The following is a 20,248-nucleotide window of genomic DNA, read 5'->3' as shown; positions in this document are numbered from 1 at the left end:
CAGAGGTCAGTCAGGGTCGGCGCCCTCCGGCGGCGGCGACTGGTCATCCTCACGGGCATGGGAACGAACACGAGAAGTCGCTGGTTCGTCGGTGTCTCCCGCGGCGAACCCAAGGAGTGCGCGCTGTACGCCTTCCCGCACGCGGGCGCCGGCGTGACCACCGTCCGTCCGCTGTGCCTCGAACTCGCGCGCGACTACGACGCGTTCGGGGTGCGGCTGCCGGGCCGGGAGTCCCGGCTGGAGGACCCCGTCGAGACCGTCATGTCCGACCTCGCCGACAAGGTGGCCGCCGAGCTGCTGCGGCACGCCGGGGGGCGTCCGGTGGTGCTGTACGGGCACTGCGCCGGCTCGGCGGTCGCCTACGAGGTGGCGCGCCGGCTGGACCCGGACCGGGTGCGGGCGCTGGTCGTCTCCTCGCACCCGGCGCCCGGGAGCCTCCGCCGCGAGCCCACCTGGGGGCTGCCGCGTCCGGAGTTCCTGAAGCAGGTCGTGACGGACGGGTACCTGCCGTCGACGCTGCTCGCCAACGAGGAGCTGCTGGACATCGTCGAACCCGCCCTGCGCGCCGACTACCAACTCGTCGAGGACTACGAGCTGGAGCTGTACGAGGCCGGGGCCGTCGCCCCCGTCGCCGTGCCGACGGTCGCCGTGCACGGCCGCGACGACCACACGGTCGAGGCCGCCCGGATCGAGGCCTGGGCGGCGCTCACCACCGGGCCCTTCCGGATGCTCTCGCTGCCGGGCGGGCACGACCTGCCGAGCAGCCGTCCCGCGGAGCTGGCGGCGGCCGTCCGGGAGGCCCTGGCCGACGGCTGAACCACGGCGGCCGGTCCCGCGCCGTGGGGCCGGTCCCCACGGCGCGGGACCGGCCGCGTCCGCCGGGTCCGCCCGGCCGCCCGGTCCGCTCAGACCGCTCAGTCCACCCGGTCCACTCAGACCGCTCAGACCGCTTCACGGCCCAGTACGTCCGCGACCAGTCCGGCGACGTCGCCGGAGACGTGGAAGTGACCGCCGGGGCGGACCCGCAGGGTGTACGCGCCCGAGGTGACGCCGGCCCAGCCGGCCATCCGCTCCTCGTCCACCAGCGGGTCGCCGTCGCCGTGGTAGCAGCTCACCGGGCAGGACAGCGGCGTGGTCCCGCCGCGCGGGCGGTACTGGGCGTGGGCCCGGAGGTCCGAGCGCAGCGTCGGCGTGAACAGCTCCCGCATCTCGGCGTTCTCGATGATCGCGGGATCGATGCCGCCGAGCGCGGCGAGCGTCTCCCAGAACTCGCCGTCGGGCGCCAGGTGGACGTCCCGGTTCTTCATGTCGCCCGGGGGGAGGCAGGCGGAGGCGCACAGCCGGCGCGGCTCGCCGCCCATGTCCCGCAGCAGCATGGCGGTCTCGTACGCGACCAGGGCGCCCAGGCTGTGCCCGAACAGCACGTGGTCGGCGGCGGGCAGGCGCAGCAGTTCCGCCACGACCCGTCCTGCCATCTCGGCCACGTCGTCCACGAGTTGTTCGCCGAAGCGGTCGCCGCGCCCCGGGTACTGGACGCCCACGAGCTCCACGTCCGGCGGCAGCGCGGCCGCCCAGCCGTGGAACGCGGTCGCCGAACCGCCGGAGTGCGGGAAGCACACCAGGCGGACGACGGGGTCTTCGGCGGTGGCCAGCGTCCGTGTCCAGCCCCGTTCCCGTGATCGGCTCATCGGTCCGTCCCTCTCGGTAGCGCGCGCTCAGGGATCCGCATTGTTCGGACTGGCCTCGGCGCGTACGCGCTTCCCGAAAGAATTCTGCAAGGAAGAGCCCGTACGGATATTGCTTCAATGGTGTTCAGGAAATCACCCGTACGGGTTCCCGCTGTCCATTCTGTCAATATCTGGAATGACTTTCCCTGTCATCGCGGTGACAGGTCGAGCGTATGGCCGCCGTCCCGTAGGTGCTACCCAAGTGACTGATTCCACAAGCACCTTGGGGGTACCGGGAACCGCCCGCGACCGTCCGTACCGAGGGGGCCGCCCCCTGGCGAGGACGTTTCCCCAGGGCGTGGAAAGACCTCTTCCGGCAGCGCGCCGAAGAGGAGGGGCACCGGACCGCCGCGACCGGGAACGACGGCCCGGCGGGCCCGGTCGCCGACGATGACGCCCCTTCCGGCACCGGCGGTCCCGACGACGTCGGGGAGCGCGAATTCGGCCACGGTTTCGGCGGCTCCGCCGCCCGTCGCGCACCGGTCCGCCGGACCCGCGCCGCCGACGACGGCCGGCCCGCAACGGAACGGGGCGTTCCGCCGGTTTCGGCGGCCCGCCGGAAACGTGCGGCGCCGAGAGCCCCCGGCAGGCCCTCACCGCGCTCCCCCACATCCTCGGCGTCCGCCGGCGCCCCGCCCCTCCCGGGGGGGGCGGGGCTTTCCGCGTCTCCGGGCCCCTCACGACCGGCCGGTCGGGTCTGGCCGAGATCTTTCAGGCCCCCGGGTGACGCGGGAATCCGTTCCTAGGGTGGACACACGAACGAGGGCGGCTTCCCGCCGGTCAGGACGCCGGAGCCGCACACCGTACGACCGAGCGGCGCTCCGCCGCGTGCCGGCGACGATCGAGAGCTACTTCTTCGGGGGTCTGCATGGGTGCTAGCGGCGATGTCTCTTCGGCGCAGGAGGCGATGTGGCTCGAACAGAACCTCGCGCCCGACATACCGAACAGCACGACGACGATCTGGGACGTGCGGGGTGAACTCGACCTCGGCGACCTCGACCGGGCGCTGCGGACGGCCATGGGCGAGGCGAGCGCGCTCCTGGTGAACTTCCGCCGGGACGACACCGGGACCGGTGCCCTGCGGCTCGTCCACCGGGAGGCCGACGCCTTCGAGCCGTTCCACAAGGACGTGAGCGAAGCGGCCGAACCGGCGCACGCGGCCCGGGAGTTCCTCACCGGGGAGATCCGGCGCCCCTTCGACCTCGCCACCGACGCGCTGTTCCGCATCGGCACCGTCCGCCTCGGCGACGGGCACCACCTCGTGTGCCTGGTCTTCCACCACATCCTCACCGACGCCTTCGGCGTCTTCGCCGTGCTCTCCCAGCGCTTCGCGGAGATCTACCGAGCCCTGCGCGCCGGGGAGCCGGTGCCCCCGGGGCGCGACGTCCCGCCCGGCATCGCCGGCGAGAAGGAGGCGGCGTACCGCTCCTCCGCCCGGTTCACCGCCGCCGAGGAGTTCTGGCGGGCCTACGTCACGGCCGACGGCACCGCCGCCCGCCTCCCCGCGGGCCTGCCCCCGCGGACCGGGACGGAACCGGACGACGCCGCCTTCTGGGACGGCCTCACCGCGCCGCTCGGCGTGTCCAGCCGCACCGCCCGCGTCCCGGCCGCCGAGGCCGCCGGATGGCAGGCCGCCGCCGACGCGGCCGGCACCACCGTCCCGGACCTGCTCACCGCCGCCGCCGCCGTCTTCCTGCGGCGCCTGTGCGACACGCCCAAGCCGCTGTTCTCCTTCACCGTCAACTACCGTCGCGGCGAACTCCGGAACGCGCTCGGCCTCTACTCCAACGCCCTGCCCCTCGCCGTCGACGTGCCACCGTCCTCCGACATCGCCGCCCTCGCCCGGGCGGTGCGCCTGGAACGCACGCGGGTGCTGCGGCACGCCGAGTACAACGTCTCCCTGATCAAGCGCTCCGCCGGTCACGCCGGCGACGCCCGCAGCCCCTTCGGCCCGGTCGTCAACGTCATCCCCTTCCTCCGGGAGATCGACCTCGCGGGCGCCGTCGGACGCTTCGCCGGCGGCACCTTCGGACTGCCCGACGAGGTCAGGATCTCCACCTACGGCGACGGCGGCCCGGACAGCGACCTGTACATCCGCTTCGACGCGCCCGGCACGCTCTACACCCCCCGGGACATCGCCGGACTCGTCGACCGCTTCACCGCCTTCGTGCGGGCCTGCCTCGCCGACCCCGGCGCCCGCGTCCAGGACCTCCCCGCCGTCGACGCCGCCGAACGCGCCGCGCTCCTCGGCCTCGGCACCGGCCCCGCCGCCGCGCCCGACGACGAGACCGTCCCCGCCCTGATCGACCGGCGGGCCGCCGCCGCCCCGGACGCGGTCGCCGTCGTCCACGAGTCCACCACGCTCACCTACGGCGCGCTCGCCGCCCGCGCCGGCCGCCTCGCCCGCCGGCTCGCCGAGTGCGGCGCGGCACCGGAGCGGGTCGTCGCCGTCGCCGTCCCCCGCTCCCCCGAACTCGCCGTGGCCGTCTGCGCGGTCCTCAGGTCCGGCGCCGTCTGCCTCCCCGTCGACCCCGAGGCCCCGTCCGACCGCATGCGGGCCCTGCTCGGCGACACCCGGCCCGTCCTGCTCCTCACCCTCGTCGGCACCGACGGCATCGCCGTCACCCCCCTCGACGGCGACCGGCCGCTGTGGGAGGCGAGCGTCGTCGAACGCGCCGGGGAGGGCGACGGGGACACGGCGCCGCCGCCCGCCCCGGCCGGCGCGGACGGCGCGGACGGCGCCCTCCTGCGCCCCGGCACGGGGGATTCCGGCCCGGCCTCCGGCGCCGTCCTCACGCACGCCGCCCTGGCGGACGGGCTGCGCGGGATGCAGCAGCGGTACCCGCTCGACGCGACCGACCGGGTGCTGCACAAGACGCCAGCGGCCCTCGGCGCGCCCGCCGTGTGGGAACTGCTCTGGCCGCTGACCGCCGGTGCCACCGTCGTCATGGCCGGGCGGGACGTCCAGCGGGACGCCACCGCCCTCGCCGACGCGGTGTGCCGGGCCGGGGTCACCACCCTGCACCTCGTCCCGTCCGCGCTCGCCGCCCTCGTCCGCGACGGGGCCGCCGCCACCGCCTGCAAGGGCCTGCGGCGCGTCCTGTGTGGCGGGGAGCCCCTCCCGTCCGGCCTCGTGGCCCGCTTCCGCGAACTCTGCGACGTACCGGTCCACCACCTCTACGGACCGGCGGGCACCGCGCTCGACGCCACCGCGTGGGAGCACCGGGCCGGCGCCACCGGCACGCCGCTCGGCCGGCCCGTGCGCAACACCGTCGTCCACGTGCTGGACGGCGCGCTCCACCCCGTCCCGGCCGGCGTCGTCGGCGAGGTGTACGTCTCCGGCACCGGTCTCGCCCGGGGCTACCCGCACCGGCCGGGCGAGACCGCGGCACGCTTCGTCCCCTGCCCGTCCGGCCCGCCCGGCTCCCGCATGTACCGCACCGGCGACCTGGCCCGCTGGAACGCCGACGGCGAACTGGAGTACGCGGGCCGCGCCGACCGGCGGGTCCGGATCCGCGGCCTGTGGGCCGAGCCCACCGAGACCGAGGCCGTCCTCACCGCCCACCCCGGCGTCGCCCACGCCTCCGTGACCATCTGGTCCGAGGCGCCCGACGGGCCGGCCCAGCTCGTCGCCCACGTCGTCCCCGCCACCCCCGGGCGGCTCGGCTCCGCGGGCCTCGACGTGGACTTCAGCGCCGGCCTCGACGTCGCGGAGCTGCGGCGCTTCGCCGCCGACCGGCTCCCCGACCACCTGGTGCCCGCCACCTTCCTCGTCCTCGACAGCGTGCCGCTCACCGCGCACGGCACCCTGGACCGCGCCGCGCTCCCCGAACCGCAGGTGTCGCGCCGGCCCCACCGGGTGGCCCGGACCCCGGAGGAACGGCTCCTCGCCGACGTCTTCGCCGAGGTCCTGGGCTCCGCCCGGGTCGGCCTCGACGACGACTTCTTCACCCTGGGCGGCGACAGCATCTCCGCCATGCGGGTCGTCGCGCTCGCCCGCGCCGGAGGCCTCTTCCTCACCGCCCGGACCGTCTTCGAGTGCCGCACCGTCGCCGGCCTCGCCGCCGCGGCCGTCCCCGCCGGCGAACCCGCCCCCGCCGCCCCGGACACCACCGGCCCGGCCGGCCCGGTCCCGCTGCCGCCCATGGCGCGCCTCTTCGCCGAGAACGGGCCCGGCCTCGACCGGCTCGCCCAGTGGCTGGTGCTGACCCTCCCGGCCGGCCTCACCCACGGCGTGCTCACCGCGAGCATCGGCGTCGTCCTCGACCGGCACGACGTGCTCCGCTCCCGACTGGCCGGCGACCAGCTGCTGATCCGGCCGGCCGGCTCGGTCGACGCGGACCGGCTCGTCCGGCGCGTCCCCTGCCCCGACGACCTCACCGGGCCCGCCTGGCAGACGCTCCTGCGGGAGGAGGCCGCGCGCGCCGTCGGCCACATCGACGCCTCCGCCGGGGAGATGCTCCGCTTCGTCTGGTTCGAACCGGCCCCGGGCCGTCCCGGCCGGCTGCTCGTCGCCGCCCACCACCTCGTCGTCGACGGCATGTCCTGGCGCGTGCTCATCCCCGACCTCGCCGAGGCCGCCGGACAGCTCCGCGCCGGCCGGGCCCCCGCCCTGGCGCCCGTCGGGACCTCCCTCCAGCGCTGGACGGACGAGCTCACCCAGGAGGCGGCGCGCCCCGAACGCACCGCCGAACTCGACCTCTGGCGCGGAATCCTCGCCCCGGCCGGCCGGCCGCTCGGCGCCCGCCCCCTCGACCCGGGGACCGACCTCACCTCCACCGCGCGCACCCACCGTGTCGAACTGCCCGCGGAGCTCGGCGGAGACCTCCTCACCTCCGTGCCGGCCGCGTTCCGCTGCGGCGTCGACGACGTGCTGCTCACCGCCCTCGTGCTCGCCCTCGCCGACCACCGCGGCACCGATGCCGACACCGGCGCCGGGACCGTCGTCCGGCTCGAAGGACACGGGCGCCAGGAGGACCTCGTGCCCGGCGCCGACCTGTCCCGGACCGTCGGCTGGTTCACCACCGTCCACCCGGTCCGCTTCGACCTCACCGGCATCGACGTCGCCGACGCGCTCGCCGGCGGACCGGCCGCCGCGGACGCCCTCCGCAGGGTCAAGGAGAGCCGCCGCGCCCTGCCCGACCAGGGCATCGGCTACACCCTGCTCCGGTACCTCAACGAGACGACCGCAGCCGTCCTCAGGGACCTCCCGGCCGACGAGGTGGGCTTCAACTACCTCGGCAGGTTCGCCTTCGACCGGTCCCGCGCGGACGGCGAGACGCCGTGGACGCCCGCCCCCGAGTCCGCCGGGCTCGTCGCCGCGCCCGACCCGGACACCCCGCTGATCTCCGCCCTCTCGCTCGACTCCCTCGTCACCGACACCGGGGACGGCGAACGGCTCCGGGCGTTCTTCGTCTTCGCCCCCGGGGTGCTCTCCGAGGACGAGGTCCGCCGCCTCGCCGACACCTGGCAGCGGGCCCTGCGCGGCCTGCGCTCCCAGGCGGCCGCGGGCGCGAGCGGACTGACCCCCTCCGACGTGCCGCTGGTGACGGTCGGCCAGCGGGACCTGGACGGCTGGCGGGAGCGGTACGGCCGCGTCGGCGACGTCTGGCCCCTCACCCCGCTCCAGCAGGGCCTGCTCTACCACAGCATGCTCGGCGACGGCGTCTCCGCCTCCTACCAGACCCAGTTCGTCTTCCGGATCGGCGGACCCGTGGACCCCGGGCGGCTGCGGACCGCCGCCCAGGCCCTGCTCGACCGGCACCCCAACCTGCGGGTCGCCTTCGCCCCCACGTCCACCGGCGAACCCCTCCAGGTCGTCGTCGACGGCGTCACCGTGCCCTTCCGCCACCTCGACCTCACCGGCCTGCCCGACCAGGAGGAGCGCCTGGACCGGGTCCTCGTGGAGGAACGGGAGGAGAGGTTCCCGCCGGACACCCCGCCCCTGCTCCGGTTCGCCCTCGTCACCCTCGCCCCGGACCGGTCCGAACTCGCCCTGACCGCGCACCACGTCCTCTTCGACGGCTGGTCGCTGCCGATCATCGAGCAGGAACTGATGCGGCTGTACGCCGGCGGGCCCGACGCCCTCGAACCCGCCGGGCACGGCTACCGCGACTTCCTGCGCCTCCAGTCCCGCCGGAACGCCGACGAGGCCGTGGCGGCCTGGGCCGAGGAGCTGTCCGGCATCACCCAGCCCACCCTCCTCGCCGCCGGGCTCGCCCGCGACACCACGCCGGAGACCGCCGGCGACGCCCCCGCCGGGACCGGCACCGGCCGGGCGGCGGCCTCCGCCGGCATCGGCCAGGTCGACGTCCGGCTCACCCCGCAGGAGGCCGCGCTCGTCGTCCGGCGGGCCTCGGCGAGCGGCATCACCCCCAACGTCCTCGTCCAGGGCGCCTGGGCGGTCGTCCTCGCCCAGCTCACCGGCTCCACCGACGTCGTCCTCGGCAGCTCCGTCACCGTGCGCCCGCCCGAGCTGCCCGGCGCCCACACCGCCGTCGGCATGTTCACCAACACCGTGCCCGTCCGCGTGCGGTGCGCGCCCGGCGACACCCTCGAAGACCTCCTCCGGTCCGTACAGGACGCCCAGGCCAGGACGCTGGAGCACTACCACGCCGGACTCGGCGACATCCAGCGGGCGACCGGGCTCAGCAGCCTCTTCGACACCATCGTGATCTTCGAGTCGTTCCCCGTGGACCGGGCGGCACTCTCCCGGGCCGGCGCGTCCGCGGAACTCACCGTCACCGGCATCCGGCCCTTCGCGCCGACCCACTACCCGCTGACCGTGCTCGCCGCGGCCGACCCGATGCTCGCCGTCACCCTCCAGCACCACCCGGACGTCCTCGACGCCGACACCGTCGAGGACATCGCGGAGCGCTTCGCCCGGGTGCTGCGGCAGTTCGCCGCCGACCCCCGGACCCGCACCGCCGCCGTCGACGTCCTCTCCGACACCGAGCGGCGGCTCGTCCTCCACGACTGGAACGACACCGCGCTCGACGTCCCCGCCGCGAGCACGCCGGAACGCTTCGCCCGGCAGGCCCGGGCCACGCCCTACGCCGTCGCCCTCGAAGCCGGCGGGGAACGCCTCACCTACGCCGAACTCGACGAGCGCGCCAACCGGACGGCCCACTGGCTCGCCGGCCGGGGCATCGGGCCCGAGAGCCGCGTCGTGGTGCTGCTCCCCCGCTCCGCCGACCTGGTGGTGGCGCTCCTGGCGGTCTGGAAGGCCGGCGGCTGCTACGTGCCCGTGGACCCGGACCACCCCGCCGCCCGCGTCCGGTCCGTCATCGAGGACTGCGAGGCCGACCTCGTCCTCGACCAGGACCTCCTCGACCGGACCGACCTCACGCCGTACCCCGCCCACGACCCCGGCCGGGCCACACCCCCCGGCCGGGCCGCCTACACCATCTACACCTCCGGGTCGACGGGCAGGCCCAAGGGCGTCGTCGTCCCCCACGGGGCGCTCACCAACTTCCTCGCCGGCATGCAGCACGTCCTCCGCCTGACCCCGGCCGACCGGCTCGCCGCCGTCACCACCGTCGCCTTCGACATCGCCGCCCTGGAACTCTTCCTGCCGCTCACCACCGGCGCCCGCGTGGTCCTCGCCGACCGCGACCACGTCGCCTCCCCGCAGGCCCTGCTCGACCTCGTCGACCGGGCCGGCGTCACCGTCGTGCAGGCCACCCCCGCCCACTGGCAGATGCTCGCCCTGCACGACGTGCGCCGCCTGGCCGGCCTGCGCGTCCTCACCGGCGGCGAGGCCCTGCCCCGGCCGCTCGCCGACCAGCTCACCGCCCACGCCGCCCAGGTGATCAACCTGTACGGCCCCACCGAGACCACCGTCTGGTCCACCCTCGCGGACGTCACCCGCAGCGCGCCCCCGTCGATCGGCACGCCCATCGCCAACACGCGGGTCCGCGTCCTCGACCCCGCCCTGCGGCCCGTCCCGCCGGGCGTCGCCGGAGACCTCTGGATCGCCGGCGACGGCCTCGCCCGCGGCTACCACCGGCGCCCCGGCCTCACCGCCGGCCGCTTCACCGCCGACCCGTACGGCCCGCCCGGCTCCCGCATGTACCGCACCGGCGACCTGGCCCGCTGGTCGCCGGACGGCGAGATCGAGTTCCTCGGCCGGGCGGACTTCCAGATCAAGCTCCGCGGCTTCCGCATCGAGCCCGGCGACGTCGAGCACGCCCTCACCCGCCATCCGGCGGTCCACGAGGCCGTCGTCGTCGTGCGCGAGGACCGGCCGGGCGACCGGCGCCTGGTCGGCTACGTCGTCACCGGGGACGGCGCCGGGGCCGTCCCGCCCGCCCGCGAACTCCAGCGGTTCGTCCGCGAGTGGCTGCCCGACTACATGGTCCCGTCGGCCGTGGTCGTCCTCCCCGCCGTCCCCCGGACGGCCAACGGCAAGCTCGACCGCGCCCTCCTGCCCCGGCCCGAAGCCACCAACGCGCCCTACCGGCCGCCCGGTTCGCCCCACGAGACCGCCCTGTGCGGGCTCTTCGCCGAACTCCTCGGCCTGGAGCGCGTCGGGCTCGACGACGACTTCTTCGCCCTCGGCGGGCACTCGCTGCTCGCCACCCGGCTCGTCGCCCGCATCCGCTCCGACCTGGGCGTCGAACTCCCGATCCGCACCCTCTTCACCGCCCCGACCGTCGCCGAGCTCTCCCGGCGGTGGAGCGGTCTGTCGACCTCCGTCCGGAAACCCCTGCGCAGGATGACCGAAAGGTAAACAGCAGCATGGCGTCCCTCTCGTACGCACAACAGCGCATGTGGTTCATCAACCGGTTCGAGGGCCGGACAGCGACGTACAACATCCCCGTCCTCATCCGGATGCGCGGACAGATCGACCGGGCCGCCCTGCGGGCCGCGTTCCTCGACGTCGTCACCCGCCACGAGATCCTCCGCACCGTCTACGACGAGCTGGACGGCCGGCCGCTGCCCCGCACCCTCGAACCGGCCGCGCTCGACCTGCCCTGGACCGACTGGGGCTGGGTCGACCCCGACCAGGCCGACTCCATCGTCGCCGCCTCCGTCCGCGAGGGCTTCGACCTCGCCACCGACCTGCCCGTCCGGGCCTACCTGCTCAGCCCCGACCAGGACACCGCCCTGCTCGCCGTGGTCATCCACCACATCGCGGGCGACGGCGGCTCCCTCGGCCCCTTCACCCGCGACCTGTCCGCCGCCTACCGCGCCCGGGTCGCCGGCACCGCGCCGGACTGGGACGAACTGCCCGTCCAGTACGCGGACTACGCGCTCTGGCAGCGCGAACTCCTCGGCGACGAGACCGACCCGGACAGCGTCTTCTCCACCCAGCTGCGCCACTGGCGCCAGGAGCTGGACGGGGTCGCCCGGCGGATCACCCTGCCCTTCGACCGGCCCCTGCCGGCCCGCGCCGACTACCAGGGCGCCAACCACGCCTTCACGATCCCCGCGGGCCTCCTGGAGAAGGCGGAGCGGCTCGCCCGCACGCACGACGTGACCGTGCCGATGGTCTTCCAGGCCGCGCTCGCCGTCCTGCTCCACCGGCTGGGCGGCGACGACGACATCACGCTCGGCTCCCCGATCGCCGGCCGCACCGACGAGGCCCTCCACGACCTCGTGGGCTTCTTCGCCAACACCTGGGTGCTCCGCGTCGGCCTGACCGCCGGCGACTCCTTCACCCGCGTCCTGGAGCAGGTCCGCGGCAAGGCCCTCGCCGCCTACGACCACCAGGACCTGCCGTTCGAGCGGCTGGTGGAGCTGCTGCGGCCCGAACGGTCGACCGCGCACCACCCGCTCTTCCAGGTCACCCTCGCCTGGCAGAACAGCGTCCGCCAGGAGCTCGACCTGCCCGGCGTCACGGCCACCATGGAGCCGGTCCCCACCGGCACCGCCAAGTTCGACCTGTTCTTCAACCTGATGCCGCACCCCACCGACGGCACCGTGACCGTCGACCTGGAGTACGCCACCGGTCTGTTCGGCCCCGACTCCGCGGCCGCGATCGCCGAGCGGTACCGCGGCGTCCTGGAGCAGGTGACCGAGGACCCCGCCGTCCTCGTCGCCGCCCTCGACGTGCCGCCCCTGCCGGCCGCCGCGGACGAGCCGGGCACCGATCCCGCCGAGCGCGAGAAGCTGTTGTACGGGTGGAACGACACCACCCGCGACTTCCCCTGTCCGGGCCCCCTCCACCTGCCGTTCGAGCGGCAGGCCGCCGAGCGGCCCGACGCCGTCGCCGTCCGCTGGGCCGGCGGCACCATGACCTACCGCGAGCTCAACCGGCAGGCCAACCGCATCGCCTGGACCCTCAAGCGGCGCGGAGTCGGCGCCGAGACCGTCGTCGGCGTCGCCGTCCGGCGCGGCCCGCTCATGATCGCGGCCGTCCTCGGCGTGCTCAAGGCCGGCGGGGCGTACCTGCCGGTCGGCGCCGCGCTGCCCTCCGAACGGGTCGCCGGGATGCTCGCCGACACCGGGGCGACGCTCGTGCTGACCACCGAGGACACCAACAAGTGGACGCCGCCGGCCGGCGTGGAACTCCTCGACGTCGGCAGCGCCGGCATGGCCTTCTCCCTGGACGGGGAGATCGACCCCGAGCCCGTCGCCCACGCCGACAACACGGCCTACGTCATCTTCACCTCCGGCAGCACCGGAAAGCCCAAGGGCGTCACCGTCTCCCACCGGCCGGTCCACAACCTGATCCACTGGTGCGGGCGGACCTTCGCCTTCGGCCCCGACGACGTCAGCCTGTGCGTCACCGCGCTCGACTTCGACCTGTCCGTCTTCGACATCTTCGGGCTGCTCTCCGCCGGCGGCGGCGTCTACGTCGCCGACTCCACCCAGCAGCGCGATCCCGAGCTGCTCCTCGACATCCTGCTGACGGAGCCCATCACCTTCTGGGACTCGGTGCCCGGCACCCTCAACCAGCTCGTCCCGCTGTTCCCGCAGACCGCCGGCCACCCCGGCGCCCAGAACCTGCGGCTCGTCTTCTTCTCCGGCGACTTCACCCCGCTCGCCCTGCCCGACCAGGTCCGCGCCGCCTTCCCGCGCGCCGAGATCGTCAGCCTGGGCGGCGCGACCGAGGCCACCGTCTGGTCGAACTCGTTCCGCGTCGGCGCCATCGACCCCGAGTGGCGCAGCATCCCCTACGGGCGGCCCATCGACAACGCCCGCTACTACGTGCTCGACGAGAGGCTGGAGCCCTGCCCCGTCGGCGTCGAGGGCGACCTCTACATCGGCGGCCCCGTCACCGCCCTCGGCTACGTCAACCGCCCCGACCTCACCGCCGAACGCTTCGTCGCCGACCCCTTCGGCGCCGAACCCGGCCGGCGGATCTACCGCACCGGCGACCGCGCCTGCTTCTTCCCCGACGGCAACATCTGCTTCCTCGGCCGCGCCGACGGGCAGGTGAAGGTCCGCGGCTTCCGCATCGAGCTCGGCGAGATCGAGCACGCCCTCACCCGCCACCCCGCCGTCCGCCAGGCCATCGCCCTCACCCGCCGGGACTCCGCCGGCGACCTGCGGATCGTCTCCTACGTCCTGCCCGACACGGACGCCGTGGAGAGCGCCGTCGCCGCCGACGAGCAGGTCCGCGAATGGCAGGAGATCTACGACCAGGGCTACCAGGAGGTCACCGACGAGGACCTGGGCGAGGACTTCAACCTCTGGGTGTCCAGCTACACCGGCGAGCCCATCCCCACCGGCCAGATGCGCGCCTGGCAGGACGCGGCCGTCGACCGCGTCCTCGCGCACGCGCCCCGCCGCGTCCTCGAGATCGGCGCCGGCACCGGCCTGCTGCTCGCCCGGATCGCCGGCGGAGTGGAGACGTACTGGGCGACCGACTTCTCCGAGACCGTCGTCGAACGGCTCGGCCGGCAGGTCGCCGACGCGGGCTGGACCGAGCGGGTCCGGCTGCTGTGCCGCCGGGCCGACGACCTCGACGGCATCCCGCGGATCTTCGACACCGTCGTCCTCAACTCCGTCGTCCAGTACTTCCCCGACGAGCGTTACCTGGAGCGGGTCCTCGACGGTGCCTGGGACCTCCTCGAACCCGGCGGCCGGCTCGTCCTCGGCGACATCCGCCGCGCCCGCTCCCTGCGCGCCTTCCAGGCCGCCGTCCAGCGGGCCAAGCACGGCGACGTGGCCGACGCCCAGGTGCGCGGCGCCGTCGACCAGGCCCTGCTCCTGGAGAAGGAACTCGTCGTCGACCCCGACTGGTTCCACCACTGGGCCGAACGCGCCGGAGCCGCCGGCGTCGACGTCCGGCTCAAGGAGGGCGCGTACGAGAACGAGCTGACCCGCCACCGGTACGAGGTCGTCGTGCACAAGCCCGGCGGCGACCCCGCCGGCCGCCCCCGCGCCGTGGACGCCGTCCCGCGCCTGGAGTGGACCGGCGACCTCGACGCCCTCGCGGACCGCGTCCGCGACCTCGGCGGGCCCGCCGTCCGGATCACCGGCATCCCCAACGCCCGCGTCGTCCAGGAGACGGCGGCCGCCCGCGCCCTCGGCCTGGAGGAGTCCGAGCCGCCGGCGACGGCACCGCTCGACCCCCACGAGCTGACCGCCTGGGCCGCCCGCCGGGGCTGGCGGGCCGTCGCGACCTGGTCGGGCACCGCCGTCGACCAGTACGAGGCCGTCCTGCTCACCGACGCCGGCCCCGGGCCCCTCGCCCTCGCCGGCACCTACGTCCCGACCGCCGTCACCGGCACCTGGATCAACGACCCGGCCGCCGCCGCGGGCATCACCGCGCTCCCCGCCGTCCTGCGCGAACACCTGTCCCGGACCCTCGCCGAGTACATGGTCCCGTCGGCGATCGTGCCGATCGGCAGCGTGCCGCTCACCGCGAACGGCAAGCTCGACCGGGCCGCGCTGCCCGTGCCCGACTACGCCGCCGCCCGCCGCGGCCGGCTCCCCGCCACCCCGGAGGAGGAGTCGCTCTGCGAGATCTTCGCGGCCGTCCTCGGGCTCGACCGCGTCGGCGTCGACGACAACTTCTTCACCATCGGCGGCCACTCCCTCCTCGCCACCCGCGTCGTCAGCCGCATCCGCGCCGCCCACGGCGTCGAGATCCCCATCCGGACCGTCTTCGAGGCCCCGACCGCCGCCGAACTGGCCGTCCACCTCACGGACCGGGGCACCGCCCGCCCGCCGCTGCGGCCCCGGCCGCGCCCCGACCGGCTGCCCGTCTCCTTCGCCCAGCAGCGGCTCTGGTTCATCCACCGCTTCGAGGGCCCCTCGGCGACCTACATCATCCCGCTCTCCATGCGGCTGCGCGGCACCCTCGACCCGCGGGCGCTGCGCCGGGCCGTCCACGACGTCGTCGTGCGCCACGAGTCGCTGCGCACCGTCTTCGACGAGACCGACGGCGTGCCCCACCAGCGGATCCTCGACCCCGAGCGGGTGACCGTCCCCTGGCAGGAACAGGAGGTCACCGAGGCCGAACTGGCCGGCGCCCTGCGCGCCGAGGCCCGCCGCCCCTTCGACCTGGCCCACGAGATACCGGTGCGCGCCGCGCTGTTCCGCCTGAGCGAGCAGGACGCGGTGCTGCTCCTCCCGCTGCACCACATCGTGGCCGACGGCTGGTCGCTCGGCCCGCTCGCCGAGGACCTCACCACCGCCTACACCGCCCGCTGCGAAGGACGGCCCCCGCAGTGGGCGCCGCTCCCCGTGCAGTACGCCGACTACACCCTGTGGCAGCGCGAACTCCTCGGCGGCGACGAGCCCGACAGCCTCTACCGTCGCCAGCTCGACCACTGGACGGAGCGGCTCGCCGGCCTGCCGGAGTCGCTGGACCTGCCCGCCGACCGGACCCGGCCGGCCGTCGCCTCCTTCGCCGGCGACGTCCTGCCCGTCGAGCTCGACGAGGAACTGACCGAGGCCGTCCGCCGGCTGGCCCTGCGCACCGGCACCACCGTCTCGATGATCCTCCAGGCCGGGCTCGCCGGGCTGCTCAGCCGGCTCGGCGCCGGCGACGACATCCCGATCGGCTCGCCGATCGCCGGCCGGACCGACGAGGCGCTGAACCGGCTGGTCGGCTTCTTCGTCAACACCTGGGTGGCCCGCGTCGACACCGGCGGGAACCCCGGCCTCACCGAACTGGCCGGCCGGGTCCGGGACATCGGCCTCGCCGCCTACGACAACCAGGACATCCCCTTCGAGCACCTGGTCGAGGCGCTGAACCCGGTCCGCTCGACCGCGCACCACCCGCTCTTCCAGGTCTGTCTGGCCCTCCAGAACAACGTCCAGCCGCAGTTCGACCTCCCGGGCCTCACGGTCACCCACGAGCCGGTCGACATGGGCGTCTCCCGCTTCGACCTCTTCCTGAACCTCACCGAGCGGACCGGCGCCGACGGCACCCACCGGATCGACGGCCTCGCCGAGTACGCCACCGACCTCTTCGACCGCGCCACCGTCGCCGGGCTCGTCGACCGCTGGCGGCACCTGCTCCGCCAGTGGGTCGCCGCCCCGGACACCCCGCTCGGCGAGGTGGACATCCTCACCCGCGACGACCTGACCGCCCTGCACCGCTGGTCGGGCCGGGACCGCGCGGCCGGCCGCACCGCCGACACGATCCCCGGGCGGTTCGCCGCCGTCGCCGCCGCCCGCCCGGACGCCGTCGCGCTCGTCGCGGGCGACGGCGAGGAGAGCTGGACGTACGCCGAACTCGACCGCTGGTCGGACCGGATCGCCCATCACCTCCGCGCCCGGGGCGCCGGCCCCGACCGCCGGGTCGCCCTGCTCATGGAGCGCTCCCCGCTGATGGTCGCGGCGGTCCTCGGCACGCTGAAGGCCGGCGCCGGCCACGTACCGCTCGACCCCACCGTCCCGAGGGCCCGCACCGAGGCCCTCCTCGCCGGTCTCGACCCGGTCGTCGTCCTCGACGAGCGGTTCGCCGAGGAGGACCTGGAGGACCCGCCCGGGACCGCCCCGGACCCCGCCGGCCCCGGCGCCGACCACCTCGCCCACGTCATGCACACGTCCGGCTCCACCGGCACCCCGAACGCCGTGGAGATCAGCCACCGCAACGTCCTCGCCCTCCTCGACGACCCCTGCTGGTCCGACGGCTCGCACGAGCGGGTCCTCGTCCACTCCCCGCAGGACTTCGACGCGACCGTGTACGAACTGTGGGTGCCGCTGCTGCACGGCGGCACGGCCGTCGTCGCGCCGCCCGGGAAGCTCGACGCGGCCCGGATCGCGGCGCTCGTCACCGAACGGGAGGTGACCGCGCTCTGGCTCGGCTCCGCCCAGTTCGACCTCCTCACCCGGCACCACCCGCGCAGCCTCGCCGGGGTGCGCGCGGTGTGGGCCGGCGGCGACGTCCTGTCGCCGGAGGCCGTGCGCCGCCTCCCGGCCGGCGTCACCCCCACCGTGGTGAACGCCTACGGCCCCACCGAGACCACCGTCTTCGCCACCCGCTACCCGATCGGCACACCGGACCGCTGCAAGGACCCGCTGCCGATCGGCGGCCCCCTCGCGTCCTCCCGCCTCGCCGTCCTCGACGGCCGGCTCCGGCAGGTGCCGCAGGGCGTGGTGGGGGAGCTGTACGTCGGCGGCGACGGCGTCGCCCGCGGTTACGCGAACCGGCCCGGCGCGACCGCCGCGCGGTTCGTCCCCGACCCGCACGGCCGCCCCGGGGACCGGATGTACCGCACCGGCGACCTCGTCCGCTGGAACCACGACGGGCAGCTGGAGTTCCTGGGCCGCGCCGACGACCAGGTGAAGCTCCGCGGCCTGCGCGTCGAGCCCGGCGAGGTCGAGGCCGCGCTGCTGCGCCGTGACGGCGTGGCGCAGGCGGCCGTCGTCGCCCGCGAGGACCGGTTCGGCGAGCGCCGCCTCACCGCGTACGTGGTCCCCGAGGTGCCGGACGCGGACGTCGACGCGCACGTCGAGAAGTGGCGCGCCATCTACGACTCGATGTACTGCGACACCGTCCCCGACCCCCGGCTCGGCTCCGACTTCACCGGCTGGAACAGCTCCTACACCCGCGAGCCCATCCCGCTGCCCGAGATGCACCGGTGGCGCGAGGCCACGGTGGAGCGGGTGCGCGGGCTGGGCGCCCGCCGGGTGCTGGAGATCGGGGCCGGTTCCGGCCTCCAGCTCGGGCCGCTCGCCCCGGAGACCGAGGCCTACTGGGGCACCGACTTCTCCGAGCCGGTGATCGAGCGCCTCGGCGCCCAGGTCGCCGCGGACCCGGTGCTGAAGGAACGGGTGACGCTGCGCTGCGCGCCCGCCGACGCCGCCGAGGGGCTGCCGGAGGCGTGGTTCGACACCGTCCTGCTCAACTCGGTCGTGCAGTACTTCCCGGACTCCGGCTATCTCGCCCGGGTCCTGGACGTCGCCCTCGACCGGCTCGCCCCGGGCGGCCGGATCGTCGTCGGCGACGTCCGGAACCTCGGCACCCTGCGGGAGTTCCTGACCGCCGTCCACCACGCCCAGCACCCCGACAGCGGTCCCGCCGCCGTGCGCGCCGCCGTCGAACGCGCCCTGCTGAGCGAGACGGAACTCGTCCTCGACCCCGGCTTCTTCACCGAGTGGGCCGCCGCCCGCCGCGAGGTCGTGGCCGTCGACATCCGCCTCAAGCCCGGCGCGTACGGGAACGAACTCACCCGCCACCGCTACGAGGTCGTCCTCCACAAGGAGTCCAGCCGGCCCACCCACCTCGCGGACGTCCACACCGCCGTCTGGGGCGCGGACGTGCGGCAGCTCTCCGACCTGGAGGCCGAGCTGGAGCGGCACGGCGGCCGCCTGCGGCTGACCCGGATCCCGAACGCCCGGCTGGTGGCCGAGGCCGCCGAGTGCGGGGTGCCCGGCACCGCGGACGGCACCGCGCTCGACCCGCACGCGCTGGAGACCTGGGGCGCGGAGCACGGCCACGCCGTCCTGTGCACCTGGTCGGCCGAGGCGCCCGGCTGGTTCGAGGCGGTCGTCGTGCCCGCCGGCGCCACGCACTGCTACGACGGCGTCTACCGGCCCCTCGACACCCGGGCCCGGCAGCTCGCCAACGCGCCCGCCGTCTCCCGCCGGGTGTCGAAGCTGCCGGCCGTGCTCCGGCAGGAGCTCGCCGCCGAACTCCCCGAGCACCTGGTGCCGGCCGACGTCATGGTCGTCGCCCACCTGCCGCTGACCGCCCGCGGCAAGCTGGACCGCGCCGCCCTGCCCGTGCCCGAGCGGTCCGGGGACGACCACGACGCGCCGCGCACGCCCCTGGAGGCCGAACTCGCCGCCCTGTTCGCCGAGGTCCTGGACGTGGACCGGATCGGGGTCGAGGACGACTTCTTCGACTGCGGCGGCAGCTCCCTCCAGGTCATCCGGCTCATCTGGCGGATCCGCGCCGAGCTGGGCTTCGAGGTCGCCATCAGGACCGTGTTCCAGAACCCGACCGTGGCCGGCGTCGCCGAGCACCTGGCGGCCGGGCAGGAGGACGTCGAGTTCGACGACCCGTTCTCGGTGGTGCTCCCGATCCGCACCGGGGGCGACAAGGCCCCGCTGTGGTGGGTGCCGCCGGGCGGCGGACTCTCCTGGGCCTACCTCGGCTTCGCCCAGCACCTGGACCCCGGACGGCCGATCTACGGCCTCCAGGCCCGCGGTTTCGCCGGGGAGCCCCGCGCGATCTCGGTCCGCGCCATGGTGGACGACTGGGCCGACCAGATGGTGCGCGTCCAGCCCGAGGGGCCCTTCAACGTCCTCGGCTGGTCCCTCGGCGGGCCGCTCGCCCAGGCCGTGGCCGCCGAACTCCAGCGCCGGGGGCGCGAGGTGGACTTCCTGGGGGTGCTCGACTCGGGCCCGTCCACCTACTTCGCCGACTTCCGCACCCCGGACGCGAAGATGGTGCGCCGCTACCTCGCCCACTACATGGGGCACCTGGCCGGCATGGACGAGTTCGAGTCGCTGGTCGGGACGTCCACCACCCTCTTCATCGAGCACACGGAGCTGATGAGCCGGTTCACCTCGCCGGTCTTCCGCGGGGACCTGGTCTTCTTCAGCGCCCTGATCGACCAGGGAACCCGTGAACGGCGCGAACTGGAGGTGGAACTCGACGTCATGTGGCGGGAGTTCACCGACGGAACCGTCCGGCGCTTCGACATCGACTGCGCCCACAACGAGATGATGTGGCCCCAGAACGCGGCGGAGATCAGCCGCATCGTCAACGAGATCATCAAGTCCGCCCGCTGAAGGAACCGAAGGAGTCAGACATGAGCGTCAACCCGTTCGACGACGAGAACGGCGAGTTCCACGTGGTCGTCAACGACGAGGACCAGCACTCGCTGTGGCCCACCTTCGCCGACGTGCCCGCCGGCTGGCGGGTCGTCTTCGGCCCGGCGGGGCGGGACGAGAGCATCGCCTACGTCGAGGAGAACTGGCCCGACATCCGTCCCCGCAGCCTGCGCGAGGCGACGCCGGCCGTCTGAGCCGCTGGTCCGGGTCCGCGGGCGGACGCCTCCGCCCGCGGACCCGGACAGGCGGGACTTCGGCGCCCGCCGTCCCGCGGAACCGTCCCGAAGTCCCCCACCCACGCGCGGACACACCGTGCGGGCACCTTCGCACAC

Annotated in this window: 5 protein-coding genes; 4 read left to right on the top strand and 1 reads right to left on the bottom strand. The window is 75.0% G+C overall.

Annotated features, from left to right (window positions below; genetic code table 11):
* Nucleotides 1–57 precede the first annotated feature (57 nt).
* Nucleotides 58–816 (top strand): thioesterase II family protein, encoded by a 759-nt coding sequence (locus tag ACZ3IL_RS18385; protein WP_467391456.1) that lies wholly within the window; start codon nt 58–60, stop codon nt 814–816.
* A 125-nt stretch (nt 817–941) separates the two neighbouring features.
* Here ACZ3IL_RS18385 and ACZ3IL_RS18380 read toward each other — a convergent pair whose 3' ends face one another.
* Nucleotides 942–1,688 (bottom strand): thioesterase II family protein, encoded by a 747-nt coding sequence (locus tag ACZ3IL_RS18380; protein WP_467391455.1) that lies wholly within the window; start codon nt 1,686–1,688, stop codon nt 942–944.
* A gap of 907 nt (nt 1,689–2,595) precedes the next feature.
* Here ACZ3IL_RS18380 and ACZ3IL_RS18375 point away from each other — a divergent pair.
* From ACZ3IL_RS18375 to ACZ3IL_RS18365, 3 genes are read left to right on the top strand one after another with little or no spacing between them, the layout of a single operon-like run.
* A complete protein-coding gene (locus ACZ3IL_RS18375; RefSeq protein ID WP_467391454.1) occupies nt 2,596–10,458 on the top strand; it encodes an amino acid adenylation domain-containing protein in 7,863 nt (2,620 codons plus the stop codon).
* Nucleotides 10,459–10,466: 8 nt separating this feature from the next.
* Entirely contained in the window at nt 10,467–19,874 is a 9,408-nt protein-coding gene (locus ACZ3IL_RS18370; protein ID WP_467391453.1) for an amino acid adenylation domain-containing protein, read from the top strand.
* Between the two features lie 20 nt (nt 19,875–19,894).
* On the top strand, nt 19,895–20,110 hold the full coding sequence (locus ACZ3IL_RS18365; protein WP_467391452.1) for an MbtH family protein: 216 nt from the start codon (nt 19,895–19,897) through the stop codon (nt 20,108–20,110).
* The last annotated feature ends 138 nt before the right edge of the window (nt 20,111–20,248 follow it).

It is taken from the genome of Streptomyces sp. NPDC014907, from assembly GCF_055562975.1.
Note: the sequence above shows the minus strand (reverse complement) of the source record. Positions and strands in the feature narration are given on the sequence as shown.

Bases quoted from the DNA above. Each gene is read 5' to 3' on its own strand.
- ACZ3IL_RS18385 (WP_467391456.1), top strand. From the start codon at position 58: ATGGGAACGAACACGAGAAGTCGCTGGTTCGTCGGTGTCTCCCGCGGC.
- ACZ3IL_RS18380 (WP_467391455.1), bottom strand. From the start codon at position 1,688: ATGAGCCGATCACGGGAACGGGGCTGGACACGGACGCTGGCCACCGCC.
- ACZ3IL_RS18375 (WP_467391454.1), top strand. From the start codon at position 2,596: ATGGGTGCTAGCGGCGATGTCTCTTCGGCGCAGGAGGCGATGTGGCTC.
- ACZ3IL_RS18370 (WP_467391453.1), top strand. From the start codon at position 10,467: ATGGCGTCCCTCTCGTACGCACAACAGCGCATGTGGTTCATCAACCGG.
- ACZ3IL_RS18365 (WP_467391452.1), top strand. From the start codon at position 19,895: ATGAGCGTCAACCCGTTCGACGACGAGAACGGCGAGTTCCACGTGGTC.